The sequence below is a fragment of the Parvularcula sp. LCG005 genome, assembly GCF_032930845.1.
Taxonomy (GTDB): Bacteria; Pseudomonadota; Alphaproteobacteria; order Caulobacterales; family Parvularculaceae; genus Parvularcula.
The window spans coordinates 779,434-793,891 of sequence record NZ_CP136758.1 but is presented as its reverse complement, the minus strand read 5'-3'; the positions used below and the strand labels follow the sequence as shown (position 1 = coordinate 793,891).

13 protein-coding genes are annotated in these 14,458 nt (G+C 61.4%); 5 read left to right on the top strand and 8 right to left on the bottom strand.

The features are described from left to right. Positions 1–36 precede the first annotated feature (36 nt). The 3 genes from RUI03_RS03715 to RUI03_RS03705 form a co-directional block, all read right to left on the bottom strand. On the bottom strand, positions 37–1,074 hold the full coding sequence (locus RUI03_RS03715; protein ID WP_317288943.1) for a rod shape-determining protein: 1,038 nt from the start codon (positions 1,072–1,074) through the stop codon (positions 37–39). Between the two features lie 127 nt (positions 1,075–1,201). Continuing rightward, the gene (locus RUI03_RS03710) at positions 1,202–1,951 is read right to left on the bottom strand and encodes a VTT domain-containing protein (protein WP_317288942.1); all 750 of its coding nucleotides are present in this window, start codon (positions 1,949–1,951) and stop codon (positions 1,202–1,204) included. An 82-nt stretch (positions 1,952–2,033) separates the two neighbouring features. Further along, positions 2,034–5,459, bottom strand: coding sequence for an AsmA-like C-terminal region-containing protein (locus RUI03_RS03705; RefSeq protein WP_317288941.1), 3,426 nt, complete (start codon positions 5,457–5,459; stop codon positions 2,034–2,036). Positions 5,460–5,656: 197 nt separating this feature from the next. Here RUI03_RS03705 and bcp point away from each other — a divergent pair, with 197 nt between their 5' ends. The 4 genes from bcp to RUI03_RS03685 all read left to right on the top strand — a co-directional run bounded on the left by bcp (position 5,657) and on the right by RUI03_RS03685 (position 9,159). Further along, the gene (gene bcp / locus RUI03_RS03700) at positions 5,657–6,121 is read left to right on the top strand and encodes a thioredoxin-dependent thiol peroxidase (protein ID WP_317288940.1); all 465 of its coding nucleotides are present in this window, start codon (positions 5,657–5,659) and stop codon (positions 6,119–6,121) included. A 9-nt stretch (positions 6,122–6,130) separates the two neighbouring features. After that, positions 6,131–6,940: a ferritin-like domain-containing protein gene (locus RUI03_RS03695; protein ID WP_317288939.1), complete on the top strand. Its 810-nt coding sequence runs from the start codon at positions 6,131–6,133 to the stop codon at positions 6,938–6,940. A gap of 247 nt (positions 6,941–7,187) precedes the next feature. Next, positions 7,188–8,498 carry a peptidoglycan DD-metalloendopeptidase family protein gene (locus tag RUI03_RS03690; RefSeq protein WP_317288938.1) on the top strand — a complete coding sequence of 437 codons (1,311 nt, stop codon included), beginning with the start codon at positions 7,188–7,190 and terminating at the stop codon, positions 8,496–8,498. Next, on the top strand, positions 8,482–9,159 hold the full coding sequence (locus RUI03_RS03685; RefSeq protein ID WP_317288937.1) for a polymer-forming cytoskeletal protein: 678 nt from the start codon (positions 8,482–8,484) through the stop codon (positions 9,157–9,159). The genes RUI03_RS03690 and RUI03_RS03685 overlap by 17 nt, the downstream gene beginning before the upstream one ends. A 53-nt stretch (positions 9,160–9,212) precedes the next feature. Here the strand turns inward: RUI03_RS03685 and RUI03_RS03680 are convergent, their stop codons facing one another. The 3 genes from RUI03_RS03680 to RUI03_RS03670 are packed head-to-tail and all read right to left on the bottom strand — an operon-like array spanning position 9,213 to position 11,464. Continuing rightward, positions 9,213–10,031, bottom strand: coding sequence for a hypothetical protein (locus tag RUI03_RS03680; RefSeq protein ID WP_317288936.1), 819 nt, complete (start codon positions 10,029–10,031; stop codon positions 9,213–9,215). A gap of 21 nt (positions 10,032–10,052) precedes the next feature. After that, entirely contained in the window at positions 10,053–10,469 is a 417-nt protein-coding gene (locus tag RUI03_RS03675) for a DUF1489 domain-containing protein (protein WP_317288935.1), read from the bottom strand. Beyond that, on the bottom strand, positions 10,466–11,464 hold the full coding sequence (locus RUI03_RS03670) for a lysozyme (protein ID WP_317288934.1): 999 nt from the start codon (positions 11,462–11,464) through the stop codon (positions 10,466–10,468). The genes RUI03_RS03675 and RUI03_RS03670 overlap by 4 nt, the downstream gene beginning before the upstream one ends. 368 nt (positions 11,465–11,832) lie before the next feature. Between RUI03_RS03670 and RUI03_RS03665 the strand changes: the two genes are divergently transcribed. Next, a complete protein-coding gene (locus tag RUI03_RS03665) occupies positions 11,833–12,474 on the top strand; it encodes a hypothetical protein (protein WP_317288933.1) in 642 nt (213 codons plus the stop codon). 3 nt (positions 12,475–12,477) lie between these two features. On the opposite strand, the gene RUI03_RS03660 is transcribed toward RUI03_RS03665, so the two are convergent. After that, the gene (locus RUI03_RS03660; protein ID WP_317288932.1) at positions 12,478–13,290 is read right to left on the bottom strand and encodes a sulfite exporter TauE/SafE family protein; all 813 of its coding nucleotides are present in this window, start codon (positions 13,288–13,290) and stop codon (positions 12,478–12,480) included. After that, positions 13,287–14,312 (bottom strand): tRNA dihydrouridine(20/20a) synthase DusA, encoded by a 1,026-nt coding sequence (gene dusA / locus RUI03_RS03655; RefSeq protein WP_317288931.1) that lies wholly within the window; start codon positions 14,310–14,312, stop codon positions 13,287–13,289. The genes RUI03_RS03660 and dusA overlap by 4 nt, the downstream gene beginning before the upstream one ends. Positions 14,313–14,458 lie beyond the last annotated feature (146 nt).

The following is a 14,458-nucleotide window of genomic DNA, read 5'->3' as shown; positions in this document are numbered from 1 at the left end:
CGTGGCAAGGGCGCGAACATTAACGCGCCGAAGCGTTCAGCCAGTCGACGACAGGGCGCTGCGCATTTTCGAATGCTCGAGCACGGCACCCGTCCCGAGGGCGACGCAGGAGAGCGGATCTTCGGCGATCGACACCGGCAACCCGGTCTCGTCACGCAGCACCTGATCGAGATTTTTTAGAAGCGCACCGCCGCCTGTCAGCATGATGCCAGTATCGACAATGTCGGCTGCCAGCTCAGGCGGTGTCGCTTCAAGGGCGACCTTGACCGCTTCGATGATTGCCGAAACTGGCTCTTTGAGCGCTTCGCTGACCTGCGCTGCGGTAATGCGGACTTCCTTCGGCACACCGTGCATCAGGTCGCGGCCCTTGATCGTAATTGTGACCTCTGGCGCATCCTTCAGGATCATGGCCGAGCCGACTTCCTTCTTGATGCGTTCCGCGGAGCTTTCACCGATCAGAAGGTTGAATTCGCGGCGAATGAAACTGACGATCGCATCGTCCATCGTATCACCGCCCACGCGCACGGAGCGGGAATAGACGATGCCGTCGAGGGACAGTACCGCCACTTCCGTCGTTCCGCCGCCAATATCCACGACCATGGAGCCGGTTGGCTCGGACACGGGCAGATTGGCGCCGTAAGCTGCGGCCATGGGCTCTTCGATCAGATCGACGCGGCGCGCGCCTGCCGACAGGGCAGATTCCATGATGGCGCGACGCTCAACCGCGGTCGCGCCTGAAGGGACGCAGATGACGATGCGGGGGCTGGCAAACGCACGGCGATTGTGAACCTTGCGGATAAAGTGACTGATCATGGCTTCAGCGACTTCGAAATCGGCAATGACACCGTCGCGCATCGGCCGGATGGCCTGAATGGCGCCGGGCGTCCGGCCAAGCATTTCCTTCGCTTCGTTCCCTACCGCCCGGACGATTTTCTTACCGTTTCGGGTTTCGATGGCGACGACGGAAGGCTCGTTCAGGACAATGCCGCGCCCCTTGACGTAGACCAGCGTGTTCGCCGTCCCCAGGTCAATGGCCATATCGGCAGATAGCATTCCGAACAAAGATGACAGCATTTCGCGACACACTTTCTATGGGGTTCATCGACGCAAATTCGCCGGCCCCCTACAACAACCCCAGACACCCATCTGATATAATAGGGCTTGACACCCTTATTTAAGGTAAAGAGCCGTCGGCAATTTGTCATGCATCAGAATCAAGCCCCTGCAACGTACTGTTGCGCAGCCGTCTATACAGCCATCGCACGACGAGAAGGAAGATGATCCAGCCGGCAATCAGACTGCCGATCACGATAAGGTCTTTGAGGTTCCGGCTCTGGAAGAAGCCGACAATATCATCAACCTGATGTGTAAAGATGGAGATGAACAGGATCTTCGGCAAGATGCCGATACCCGTTCCCGTGCCGAATTTCCAAAAAGGAATGTGCGCCGCGCCGCAGATCGAATTGATCACGATGAACGGTGCAGAGGGCGTCCAGCGGACAATCATGCTGGCGAGAAGCCCGTGCTCCTGCATCACCTTGATCATCGTTGCCGCCCGTCCCGCGCTCAGCTTGCGCACAAAACGTCCGCCAAAGGCGTGGCCGAGAATAAAGGTCAGCGTCGCCGAGCACATGGTGGCGATCCAGCTGTAGATCGCCCCCTGCTGGGCGCCAAAGACGGCCACCGTGCCCGCGATCAGCAGGGTCTGCGGAAAGCCCGTCAGGGCCAGCGCCGAGAAAACCGCGATCAGGCCGATCAGGGCAAAGGGGCTCTGTTCGACCGAGTACATGATATCGTTGACGGCATGCTGGTTGATGCCCAGCCAGTCCGTGCCATAGACCAGCATGACCGTCACAAAGGCGAACAGCGCCAGGGTGACCAGCGCTGAGGTCATGGCTTTTGAATCCATGTTGTTCAGAAAGCGGCCCAGCTGCTGGAAAAGAGTAATCATGGGGTCTCCACACGAGGTGCCTGCCCACGGCACCGGACATTCTTTTTGGCGCTTCGCCCCCCCGGCGGTCAACGCGAATTATTTAGGGGACAACTCGGTTCTTCCGCCGCTCTTCATATTCCCGCAGCAATTCGGGCGTTGATACGAAATCGATGGCTTCGTTAAGGCCCGCGGACTCCTCAGCGGCACTGAGCAATTCATCCGTTGACGGCGCATCTTCCTCAGCGGGCTCGAACACGCGGCGGAAAATACCAGGCGTCAGGGCGGACAGGGAATTCACCGTAATGGTCGGCGTCGCAACCGGACCATCAATCCGGTAGGCCATGGCAAACACGCCTTCCCCTTCGCGCGAGACGAAGAGCTCCCCGAGGCCGGGCACGTTTCCAAACAGACTGTTCACGGCATAGGCCGGTGCCACGGCGCCGCGCAGCCCGAACTGGCCCCGGGCCATGTCCACTTCGCCGTTGGCTGACAAACCAAGGGCTGACCCCGTCATTCGGGCGTCGACCAGGCGCAGCACCCCTGCCTCAATCTGGACGTCGCCCTGCAGCTCGTCGAACTCCAGGCCCTCGCCGTTCAGGACATTGGCCAGACCATCAAATGAGCCCACGGACAGAAGCCGCGCAATGGTGGGCGCATCCTGCATCCGGATGTCCGTTGCGCGAATGGTGCCAGCGAGTGGGCCATTGTCGATGGCTGTGGCGGTCAGCATCGCATCGCCGCCTGAGAGGGTGCTGATCCCGAACAGACCATTGAGCAATTTGCCAAACTGATCCGTCACCACACGGATATCCTTGCCAATACCGTACGGGTTGGCTGACACGTCAATGGACAGCGTCCCGCCGGTGGCAAAGGTGCCCACGGCCTTGCCGCTCCGCATCCCCAGTCCATCGTGACGGCCGGTAAAGCTGACATCCCGCACGCGCACGCCGCCATTGAGATCGACCTGTGCCAAGTTGCCATCGAAGGCGATTGCGCCCGGCAGAGGTGCGCTGTCGCCGTCCCTGTTCATCATGGCGTCCACGAGAGGCGACAGATCAGCATATTCGCCGTCTACGGAGATTGACAGCAGGCCTGCCTCGCGGCCCAGGCGAAGCGAAAGGTCCGCGGCCCCCTCGATAAACAGGCGCGGGAGTTCAAGACTGATCAGCCCGCCATCCTCGGTCAGGCGGGCATTGCCCTCGACATTCGCGCGGGCCATCGACAGGCGGATGGTCTCCAGATTAAGCGGATCACCCTCCTCCCCAAAGGTCATGGCAAAGAAGGCATCGCCCGGCTCCCCTCGCGCCTTGACGATATTGTCGTCATCCGTCGCAATCGTGGTGGCCGAAAGGTCCGAGCGCACTTCCAGTCGGTCAAAGCCGTCCGCGCCCCCGGTGGCCACGAGATGCGAGGGTGCCGTGCCGCGCACAAAGCGGCGGAGCGGCAGGCCGATGGCATCCGCCGCTGTGGCATCAAGCGCCGCATCGACGACAAGGCGAAGAGACTGGGCGCCGCCCAGTTGTCGGGACACCTCGAATGTCGCGGGCGTGCCTTCACTCTCACCTGACCCTTTGATGACCAGCGCCTGATCCGTCAGCGTAACGGTGCCCTGTCCATTGCTGACAGGAATCCCGGGACCGATACTCTCAATACTGACATTACTGAACGACCCTGTCCCGCTGAAGCCATAATCTTCCTCGGGCACTTCGGACAGCATTGGCCGAGTGACGGTCAGGTTGAACGCTGCATCCCCTTCAAACAGGGCGGGGTCCAGTTCGGCGGCCGTCATATAGCCGAGCGGCGGTTCGTCGAGCAGTGCCAGCATGGACCGCAAGGGGCCCGCGAGCCGCACACTGAACGACGCTTCATCGCCCTTGGGCACAAAGCGGTCCATCCGCACCTTGCCGCCAACGACATTGATGTCCTTTACCCGCCCGCTGGAGACATCGAGGGCGAAACTGTTGCCGCGCAGATGCCCCTTGGCCTTCAGGCGCTTGATCGGCGTCATGCCGGGAACATAGATGACGGTGGCGTTGCGCGCATCGAATGTCAGGTCGAGATATTCATCCGGCAAGCCGCCCGTGGGTTCAATGACGCCGCGGGGAATATCCATGTGATAGACCACATTGAACAGATCAGCGGCCGGAAGATTTTCATCGATCCATCCTCGGGCATCCCGGGCCGCACCGGTCGGCCAGCCACGCAGCACCTCACTCGGCGAAACCACCCCTTCGATGGCAAGATCCGCCTTCAGGCCCGGTGCCTGCCCGGCCGTCTCCGGCAGGAGATAACTCATCTTGCCGGCAATGCGGGCACCGAAATAGGCCGCATCAATCTGGTCAAATCGAAGTTCGTTCGTTCCAAGATCAAGGGCGCCGCGGGTTGAGGCCGACACGATCGGCAAGGCCTGGGGCAGAAACTGACCCGGATCGAGCACAAGGTCAGTGGCCGCCAGATCGAATTCGAGGCGACGGAACACGCCATCCACAAAGGCCAGATCAAGAACCCCGGCCAGCTCGCCCGCATTCTCCGCAATGTCATAGGAAAGCGACGAGACCTCCAGCCGCTGGCGGACCGGATCAAATGTGCTGTCCAGGGTCATGTGCCCGACCGGCACCTCTTGCCGCAGGACCTTCAGCTTGCCCTGGGCTGTATGAAGGGAAACGCCCATCATCGTGAAGCCGTCGGTCAGCGTACCTGTTGCGGTCATTGTGCCGGAAATGTCGGCGTCCAGCGAAATATCGGTCCCCTCGCCGATAAAAAGCGGCAGGATTGAACCCGCCGGGGCGCCATCTGCCGCCAGTGTCGCCGAGATTTCACCGGTTTTGTCATTGGCCTGAATATCGAGAATCAGCGCCTGCCTCTCAGAACCGGAATAAGACACGACCATGCCAAAAGCGTACCCCTCAGGCCCCGCAATCAGCCGCGCCTCACCGGCCTTCGCGTGGAACGACGCCCCCGTTTCGGTATTGGTGTAGGCAAGGTCGAGGTCGGTCAGCAGCGCGCCTTCAAAGCCGTTCTGGCGCGCGGTACTGATGATATCCGCGATATCAAAACTCTGCCCGTCATCGTCCTGGCCTGCCACGGCTACTGAACCAGACCGGCGTTCGACAGAAATATCAGCGCCGCGCACTTCAATGAAGCGCGGCATGGTCCGGCCCCGGAAAAAGTCACCGCCATCGAGCTGGATCGCAAGACCGGGAATGTCGATCCCGCTGCCATCCCGCCGATCCACGTGAATGTCGTTGATTGTCAGCCGGAATGGCGCATCGCCGCGCCGGTCCCGCAGCAGACGGATGGTCCCGACCTGCACGTCGTCCGCATTCAGCCGCTCGGCCAGCAGCCGCTCGACCGACGGGCGAGCCATGCCAAGCGAGACGCCGTCCACACCGAGCATGGAAAACAGGAAGATGACCAGAGTGGAAAGAATCGCCGCGCCGAATGCCGCCCCGCGCAAGGTCCAGCGTCCGCAGTGCCCACAGGCAACGCGGAATGCTCTGGTCTTGCTCATGGGTCGTCCGGTCATTCAGTCACTGCCCCGACTGTGCTGGAAAGGCCCCCGCGCGATGGCGCACGGTGTTATTTCGTAACGGCAAATCGCCCTTTGCTGCAAGAAAAGGTTTGGTCATGATCGAATGGTTTTCGGCAACGCCAACTGGTCCACTGCAAGAAACGGCGCTATCGCCACTGCACTTACCCTTAACCTGAAGGATGAAGCTGACCATGGTCGAGACTGGAAAAAAAGCACCAAAATTCAAGATGCCCACCGACACCGGCGAAACCGTGACGCTGGACAGCTTCAAGGGCCGCAAGCTCGTTTTGTACTTCTACCCGAAGGACGACACGTCGGGGTGCACCAAGGAAGCGATCGCGTTTTCCGAATTGCTGCCCGCGTTCGAGGAGGCCGGCATTGCGGTTCTGGGTGTATCCAAAGACACAGTGCAGAAGCACGCCAAGTTCAGGGAAAAGCATGAGCTGACTGTGCCCCTGGCCTCCGACGAGGAAGGCGAAACGGTCGAAGCCTATGGCGTGTGGGTCGAAAAAAGCATGTACGGCAAGACCTATATGGGCATCGAACGGGCCACTTTTCTGATCGACGAAAAAGGCATCGTTCGTGAAATCTGGCACAAGGTGAAGGTGCCCGGCCATGCTGAGGTGGTTCTTGAAGCCGCCACGGCACTGGGTTGATCTGACAGCATGATAGCGCTTCGCCCTGCCCTGGCCACGATTCTTCAAACGGTCGATCCGCGAGAGAAAGCGGCGCTGACGCGGTCCACGGTGGCAGAGGCAAGGCGGGGATGGGAATGCTTTGACCCGCCCGGCGACGCGGCCCCATGGCCCGATCCGGCAGTGCGTGACCGTCCCCCTCTCAGGTCCCCGACGGAGATGCCGAAACGGGGCCTGGGTTCAGTACAGGGCCGGGTCGCCCTCCTCCACGCCGTCTGTCACATCGAGTTGAACGCCATTGACCTTGCAGTGGACATGGCCGGGCGATTTGGCCCCACCCTGGCCGAAGCCGACCAGCGCGCGTTCATCCTCGACTGGCTGCAGGTGGCGGATGACGAGGCGCGTCATTTTGTCATGATTGCCGACCGCCTGCACGAACTGGGGGCCAGTTACGGTGACCTGCCCGCTCACAACGGTCTGTGGCAGGCGGCGGCGCGCACGCATGACGATCTGATGGGCCGCCTCGTCATTGCGCCCATGGTGCTGGAAGCCCGTGGTCTCGATGTGACGCCCCTGATGATCGACAAGCTGCGACGGAACAGGGACGAGATCAGCGCGGACCTCCTGCTGGTCATTTTCGATGAGGAGATCGGGCACGTGGCCACCGGCTCCCATTGGTTCAGGCACCTCTGCGCCCTCAAAAAAATCGCGCCGGATGAAACGTTTCATGCTATGGTGGAGGCCTACTTCCCCGGCGGCCTGAAACGACCGTTCAATGAGCCGGCACGCACCAAGAGTGGCGTGCCCAGAGACTGGTATGAGGGCCTTGCAGCCGACTGATTCCAAGGGGTGCCCCGAGGTTTACAGAAGGTGTCGGCGCATAACGCAAAGCCGACCCATTTGGTTCAATCGGGTTTAATAAAATTAGGTTACCTTCGACACTGAACCCTTGCACAGAATAGCTAATGGGTGTGTTATTGTAACAGAAAAGGACGGTGGGAAGGGCATCCATCGTTGTTTCAAGCAGGGCGCACCGCCAACGCGCCGGCAAGGATAGGGAAAGCGGATGGCTCAAGGAGATGGTCGCATGGGACGCGTCTTTGGACGCCTGTTCCGCGAACGCCAGATCTACCACCGAGCCGACGGCGTAGTCCGTTTCGTCAAGCTGTCGTCCCGGACCCAGCTTGTCATGGCCGTTGTCATGGGCGCCAGCCTTCTCTGGGTGGCCTATTCTTCCGTCAACGTGGTCTTCAAGGAACAGATTATTGTTTCCAAGGACCAGGAGCGCCGCGACCAGGAAGCGGCCTATCGCCGTCGCCTACAGACCGCGGAAACGGCCTATGATCAGGTCAACGCCCTCAACTATATATACGCGCGCGAATTCGACGCCACGATCACCGGTCTGAAGGGGCAGCACGACGCCCTGCGCAGTCTGGTCGAAAACAAGTCGGCCATCGATCGCCGGATCGAAGCGCTGTCCGAAACCCTTTCGGCCACAGGCGCCCCAGGCGGCAAGCAGTCCGACAGCACCAACCGCCTGATGATCGACCCGGTGGGCCGCGAACCAACGCCCCGTCAGTCCCGCATTTCAGCCCTGCGCGATGACGCCCTGCGCGGCATTCTTGAGCAGCGCGTGGCCGAAGGTATTGATGACGAAGTCCTTGCCGACATGCGCAGCGAGACGGCGGACCTGTCCGCGCGGCAGGTTGTCCTGATGGCCAGCCTCGAAGAGGACATGCGCAAGTCGATCCGCGAGATGGCAGAAATTCTTCAGCACACCGGCATCGACGTCGCGACCATTGTCGATGGCTATCGCCTGGCGGCCGTCACACCTGATCCGTCCGCAGAAGACTATACCGGCCAGGGTGGTCCCCTCATCCCGGTGACCAGCGTTGCCTCTTCCACGACCTATTTCAAAAGCGCCGCCCGGATTGACGAGATCATGACGGAGATGCGGACGCTGAATACAGCCATCGAAAATCTCCCCCTCTCCAACCCCATTGCCGTCCGTCACCGGATGAGTTCCACCTTCGGCTGGCGCTGGGACCCTGTCCAGAAGACAAAGCGTGCGCCTCACAAGGGGCTCGATTTCGCCGCACCCCGCAACTCCCCCGTCCTCGCCACTGGCAAGGGCCGGGTTTCATTTGCAGGGGTACGCGGTGGCTTTGGCCGGACCGTTGAAATTGACCATGGCAATGGTCTGAAGACGCGTTATGGTCACCTTAACAAGATCAACGTTCGAGCCGGCCAAGAGGTCAACATGCTCGACGTTATCGGTCTGCTGGGCAGCACAGGCCGCAGTACGGGGAACCACGTACACTACGAAGTCCTGTTCAAGGGACGTCAGGTGGACCCCCTCAAGTTCATAGAGGCAGGTCGTTATGTTTTCGAAAGCTAAATCCAAAGAAGCGGCAACACCGCGCGAAGTGACGGAAGCGCAGGACGCCGAGACGCTGAAACGTAGCGCGACGGCCAAACAGGCCCCTCGTCAACGCCCTGCCGGACGCCCCGGCGTGCCGTCCATCATCTCTGCCGACGTGGTCATCACGGGCAAGATGGAAGCCGATGGTGAAGTTCAGTTCGATGGCGTAATCGATGGCGACCTGCACGCAAAAGGCCTCGTCATTGGCGAAGGCGCCCGTGTGAATGGTGCGGTTGTCGCCGAAAAAGTCCGGGTCTGCGGCGCCGTCGAGGGCGAAATTCGCGCCGTCGAAGTCGAGCTCGCCGCCACGGCGCTCGTACATGGTGACATCACCCATACCTCGCTGCAGATTGAAAGCGGCGCCCGCTTTGACGGCAATTGTCGGCACTCGGACGATCCGATGACAGCCAGCGCACCGATCAAAAAGACGAGCACGCCGCGGTCAGCCCCCCTGCCGCCTCCCGGCCAGGCATCAATGGCAACGGACGATGCGGATGTGCCATCGGAGATCGTGGACGAGCCTGAAACCATGGAACTGGCCGAAGCCAAGAAGGCGCGTAGCCAGCTGACTGCACGAAACGAAACGGTGGATGAGCGGCCATTGGTCAAACGTCCGGCGACAGCCAATCTGCGCTGAGCCAGGGTCGACCTGAGTATAAAAAAACCCGGCCTCTGCGCCGGGTTTTTATTTTAGTCGAGCTGAACGCGGCGGATACGGATCATGTCGCCGCCCATATGTTCGAGCAGCGCGTAGCTGGCGAACCCGGATGTGCCGCCCCGGGCCCTGCCGGCGAGAAAGATCAGCCGTTCCGCCTCACCATCCTCATCGAAATCGGCAAGCGCCACGTCGTGAATACGCATCGTCAGGGTCGAGCTGTCGGCTAGCCAGGCGCGGGGTTCATCGGGCGACTGGCGCAGGACCGGCTCGTCAGGCGTGCCGCCCTCTTCCGCCAGTGTCGGCCAGTCCTTGGCGGGGATGGTGTCGAGCTCCCGCTTGGACAGGCCGGCTGGGTCAAACTTCGAAGTGCGTGCCGGCGATGCGAGCCGCGCGATGGACCGCAGGCCGCAATAGCGGACGAAATAACTCTCATCGGCCTGGTCGGCGGTGGTCATGCCGCCCCAGCCTTCAGATTTCAGCTCACCGAAATCGGTGCAGGTCAGGACCTCCCGTTCCGGGACGGCAAAATCAGATGGATGAACCATGGTGAGTTTTCTGCGTCTTGGCTCACCACTCGGTGTGACGCGATCTACCGGATGATCGTCCATTTTCAGCAGCTGTGCGCGGGACATGCAGCCGCTGGCGCCCGGCCCAAGATCGGGCAGACAGAACTCCGTATCAAAATCCCGAATGGCGGGGGCCGCTGCAACCGGGGGCGGGCTGGCCATCTCGACCTTCATCGGCGCCAGTGATTGCATGGGAGGCTCGGACGTATCCGTCAAAGACACGGCGCCCACTGCGCCCACAGCCGTGGCGGCTCCAGCCCCCATCATCCAAGCGCGCAGTTCCATGTCCGGTCCCCTCGTTCAGGATTAAAGCAGTCCCAATTCAGATAGCGCGCGGTAAAGCTGCTGACTATCCGCTTTGTCCGTCCCCATATCGGCTGGTGCGTCTTCCGGGGTCAGATATCGCCACCCCTGAAACGCTCGGCGCGGCAGCGGATCAACGGTAACCCATTCAGGCGCCAAGAGAATTTGACATCGACTGATGCCATCCGCAGTGGTCACCGGCTCGAGCCCGATGATTTTCTGTCGAACTGCAAAAACACCGCTGATGACCCAATAAAGGCTGCCACCATCCAGCACCTCCTCGGCGCGGCGCGGAAACATCCGCGTAATGTGCCACGGCCCGGCCATGGAAGGCTGGCTCGCCATCATCGAACGGTGACGGCGACGCAGATCGTCGGCGTTCTGAACGCCGACGCTCAACTTCATGAGATGGACGGTCAATCGGTGTAGCGAACCCTCGCGATTTCCATCGCGCGACGACGTTTCAGACCGTGGCGCGTCGCGCGCTTGGCCAGAACGTACAGGATGAAATAACAGGCCGCAGCGCCTGAGCCGAGCAGCCACAGGGGCAGATCCGCTTCAAGACGGGCCAGTTGGCGCGGGCCCAGACCGATGACAGACAACAGGTCCGGCCAACGGGTCTGAAGGACCAGAATGGCCCCGAGAATGGTCATCGCAAACGCCATGACTCCGGCCATGGCGGCCCCGATGGTCACGCCGATATCTTCGCGCTCCTCAGCCTTGGAGACGATCATCTTGCTGGGATCGCCGCTGAGCGCCTGGGAGGCATGATAGAGGGCCGTCAGGCGGCCTTCCTTCTCGACATCGGTGAGATTGCGACCCTGACTGCGGCGATACTCCTTGAGATCGAAGAGCGGCGCATTGGCCATGTTGCTTTCAGAGCGGATCGCCCCGTCGCATTCATCGGCCGGCACCACTTCGGATGTCGGCACGACAAGCTCCGCATCAGTCGGCATGAGAAACAGCGATTTCTCGGCCGCGCGGCGACGGACCAGACCATCTAGCTTGACGAGGCGGCCATCGACCCGGGCGCGGCTCCACCGTTCAAATGCTTCCGCAGCAGCGAGCTTGTCGCCATCATTCAGTTTGGCCAGAACGGTCGAACGCTTCCAGTTCTTCTCACCGATATTGAAGATCAGCGATACGAGCGCATCATGTTCGTTCTGGTTCAGCGGTGCGCGAACCGTATTGCGGATAATCGTCTCGATGGGCGCGATGTCTTCAGCAAGAAGGCGGGAAGCCTCCCGCTCGGTCACGGTCATCCCCTGCCGGGCCGTATTCTTGTGCCCGTAACCAATGCTCCAGACGGGATCGCCGGTGGTCCCATCGGCACTGGGACGCTGCTCGCTCTGAGCGGACAGGCGCAGCCCCTCATAGGCTTTGATGAGATTGAGGCCGGTATCCCCCGTCTTCATATCGCTCCGCCCCTCCAGATACAAAATATCGACAAGATCATATGCCAGACACCGGCACGCCGGAGTCATGACTAACCATTAACATGCTGTTCAGGGCTTGAACAGTCGCATCAATCCCACACTGCCTCGTTATGGAACATCCGGGCGTTTACCATGCGGTCGGTCACAGGATGGTGCACGCACTTGGCAGATCGTCCATCGCGGCTTCGCCTTGCGATCGACATATTGATGGTCCAGACCTCGGTTTTCCAGCGTTTACAAGGAATTGCCGTGACTCTGGCGTATCTCTGGCATAGCCTCATGGTCACGGGAAAGAGAGGATTGCGCCCCCGTTGCTGCGGGCTCTGATGGCGCAGAAGATGGATTGAATGTTTAACACGGTCGCGAAAGTTGCAGGCATTGCGGTAGTGGGCGGCGTGACATTGTTCACCACCTATTCCTATACACGCGGCGCCTCTCAGGACTCTCCACCCGCTGAAGTCTCAGAGACGCCTCGGCGGGGCCTGCGCGGCATGCCGGTGATCGCCGACCCTGCCGCGCTGGAGCCTGCCACTTCGCAGAGCGACGGTAACAGTGCCAGCAGCGGCACCGCCGCCCCGACGATGGACGGCGCGTTGACGACCACCACCGGCATGAACATGGCCATCCCGCCCGAGGGCCAGCGCAAGCCGGGCTATTTCATCGCCAATAAGCGGCTGATCGACAAACCCGATGACGGCAGGTTCTTCACCGAGAAAACGCGCTCCGCCGCGTTCGATCCCTGCCTGAAATCCGATGGCACACCGTATTATGGTCCGGGTACGGTGGTTGATCCCTTTGCGGGCGTGAGCCCGTGCCTGCCCCGCGCGACGGCCCAGAGTTTTGATGTCGCCGGCACTCCCACCCTGCCGCGCAAGACCGACAGCGACGGGCAGACACCGTTCGGCCCACCCAAGCAGCCCGATTGGAATCCTGAATTTCCGGGCCCGCCAGATGATGAGGACGATGGGTCCGACTATCGTACGCTGTAGGTTTCAGCCACCCGTCAGGGCACTGCGGATCATGAGCGCGCCAGTGATCACCACATAGCTGCCGAAAATGAGGGAGAGCGTCACCGCGCTAAGCCGCGTTGCTGTTCGCGCGCCCCATGGTGCGGCCAGCGCCGTCCCGGTCGCCACCGCGGCGAAGGCTGGCAGAGACACAAAGCCGAGCGACCAGGGCGGCACATCGGCGCCGAGGCCCATGATCATGTATCCCAACGCCCCCGGCGCCGCGATGGCCAGACCGAACCCGGCCGCCGTGCCGACAGCGCGGTGTACGGTGCGCCCGGCCCGGGTCAAGATCAGCACGCCGATCACACCACCGCCAATGCCCAACAGGCTTGACGCCACGCCCGTGAGGGTCGCCATGATACGCTGCCATGCGCGAGCTGGAAGAGACGCTGACGGATCAATGTCCTTTCGGCGTGCGAGCAGACGCTGTCCGCCCAGCACCATCAGGCCGAGACCGAAAAAGAGGGTCAACGCAGTGGGCGCCGCAATGCGGGCGATAACCGACCCGCCCACAGCGCCGATGGCGATCCACAGTGCCCAACTTTTCAGCAACAGCCAGTCCACATTGCCGGCCTTGGTATGCGCCTGCACCGACCGGATGGACGTGACAATGATTGTGGCCAGCGACGTTCCGATGGCCAGCTTGATTCGGACATCGTCATCGACACCGTGGGCGGAGAAAACGGCATACAGCGCCGGGACGATAATCACGCCGCCGCCAATGCCGAAGAGACCGCCGGCAAAGCCTGCCAACAGCCCGGTCGCCAGAAGCATCAGAATGTCCGTCAGGATCAAGATGCCGCCTCGGCCATGACCGCTTCCATGTCTTCGGCCTGCTCGATCAGCCAGGCTGGCGTTGCATGATCCGACCGACCCTCTTCGCTGATCCGGCGTCGCCAGGCGCGTGCCCCCTTCTGGCCGTGATAGAGCCCCAGCATGTGCCGGACATAGCGCCAGATCGGTGTGTCGTTGCGGTCAGCATGCTCGGCCACGGCGCGAACAGCGTCCAACCGCGAACGGGGCGCGGTCCCCTCTTCGAACAGAAGGCCGTCTACGGATGAAAGAATAAAGGGGCGCTCATAGGCGGCACGCCCGAGCATGACGCCATCGAACCGGTCAAGCTGAGCAACGGCCTCATCGAGATCGGCAATGCCCCCATTGAGAATAATTGTGAGATGCGGCCGGTCCGCCCGAACCTGCGCCACCAGATCGTAGTCCAGCGGCGGGATGGTCCGGTTCTCCTTGGGGCTCAACCCGTCCAGCCACGCCATCCGCGCATGCACGATGAACGTCGTCACCCCTGTCGCCGCCACCTGATCGATGAAGGCGGGCAGCACGTCCTTTGGTATCTGATGGTCGACGCCGATGCGGCATTTGACCGTGACCGGCAAAGACGTGGCCGCCTGCATCGCCGACACGCACCGCGCGACAAGGTCCGGTTCCTGCATCAGGCAGGCGCCAAACCGGCCCGACTGAACCCGGTCAGACGGACAACCGACATTCAGATTGATTTCGTCGTAGCCAAACCCCTCTGCAATCCGGCTTGCCTCGGCAAGCTTGTCCGGATCACTGCCGCCCAACTGCAGCGCGACCGGATGCTCTGCAGCGTCGAAATCAAGAAGATGGCGGGCATCGCCGTTCAAGACAGCGTCTGCGACGATCATCTCCGTATACAACAGGGCGCGGCCCGTCAGCTGCCGATGAAAGAAGCGGCAATACCGGTCGGTCCAGTCAATCATCGGCGCCACGGAAAAGCGATGGCTTAGCGTCGACGATGAAGGAGGGGCGACATGGGACTGGGTCAAAGCGGGCGGCATTCTCTTGCAGGAAACGGCAGGTCATTCGTCACTGACGGGAGTTCCGTTTCGTCAATTTGACCTCCCGGCGCAAGCACTGCGCGGAACGGAGCGCCGCCAGACCGTGCGCCTGTCCGACGCAATGTATCCCGTTCGATGCCTGATCG

What these genes read in the sequence shown, in the direction of transcription:
- RUI03_RS03715 (WP_317288943.1), bottom strand. Translation starts at nt 1,074, where the DNA reads ATGCTGTCATCTTTGTTCGGAATGCTATCTGCCGATATGGCCATTGAC.
- RUI03_RS03710 (WP_317288942.1), bottom strand. Translation starts at nt 1,951, where the DNA reads ATGATTACTCTTTTCCAGCAGCTGGGCCGCTTTCTGAACAACATGGAT.
- RUI03_RS03705 (WP_317288941.1), bottom strand. Translation starts at nt 5,459, where the DNA reads ATGACCGGACGACCCATGAGCAAGACCAGAGCATTCCGCGTTGCCTGT.
- bcp (WP_317288940.1), top strand. Translation starts at nt 5,657, where the DNA reads ATGGTCGAGACTGGAAAAAAAGCACCAAAATTCAAGATGCCCACCGAC.
- RUI03_RS03695 (WP_317288939.1), top strand. Translation starts at nt 6,131, where the DNA reads ATGATAGCGCTTCGCCCTGCCCTGGCCACGATTCTTCAAACGGTCGAT.
- RUI03_RS03690 (WP_317288938.1), top strand. Translation starts at nt 7,188, where the DNA reads ATGGGACGCGTCTTTGGACGCCTGTTCCGCGAACGCCAGATCTACCAC.
- RUI03_RS03685 (WP_317288937.1), top strand. Translation starts at nt 8,482, where the DNA reads ATGTTTTCGAAAGCTAAATCCAAAGAAGCGGCAACACCGCGCGAAGTG.
- RUI03_RS03680 (WP_317288936.1), bottom strand. Translation starts at nt 10,031, where the DNA reads ATGGAACTGCGCGCTTGGATGATGGGGGCTGGAGCCGCCACGGCTGTG.
- RUI03_RS03670 (WP_317288934.1), bottom strand. Translation starts at nt 11,464, where the DNA reads ATGAAGACGGGGGATACCGGCCTCAATCTCATCAAAGCCTATGAGGGG.
- RUI03_RS03665 (WP_317288933.1), top strand. Translation starts at nt 11,833, where the DNA reads ATGTTTAACACGGTCGCGAAAGTTGCAGGCATTGCGGTAGTGGGCGGC.
- dusA (WP_317288931.1), bottom strand. Translation starts at nt 14,312, where the DNA reads ATGCCGCCCGCTTTGACCCAGTCCCATGTCGCCCCTCCTTCATCGTCG.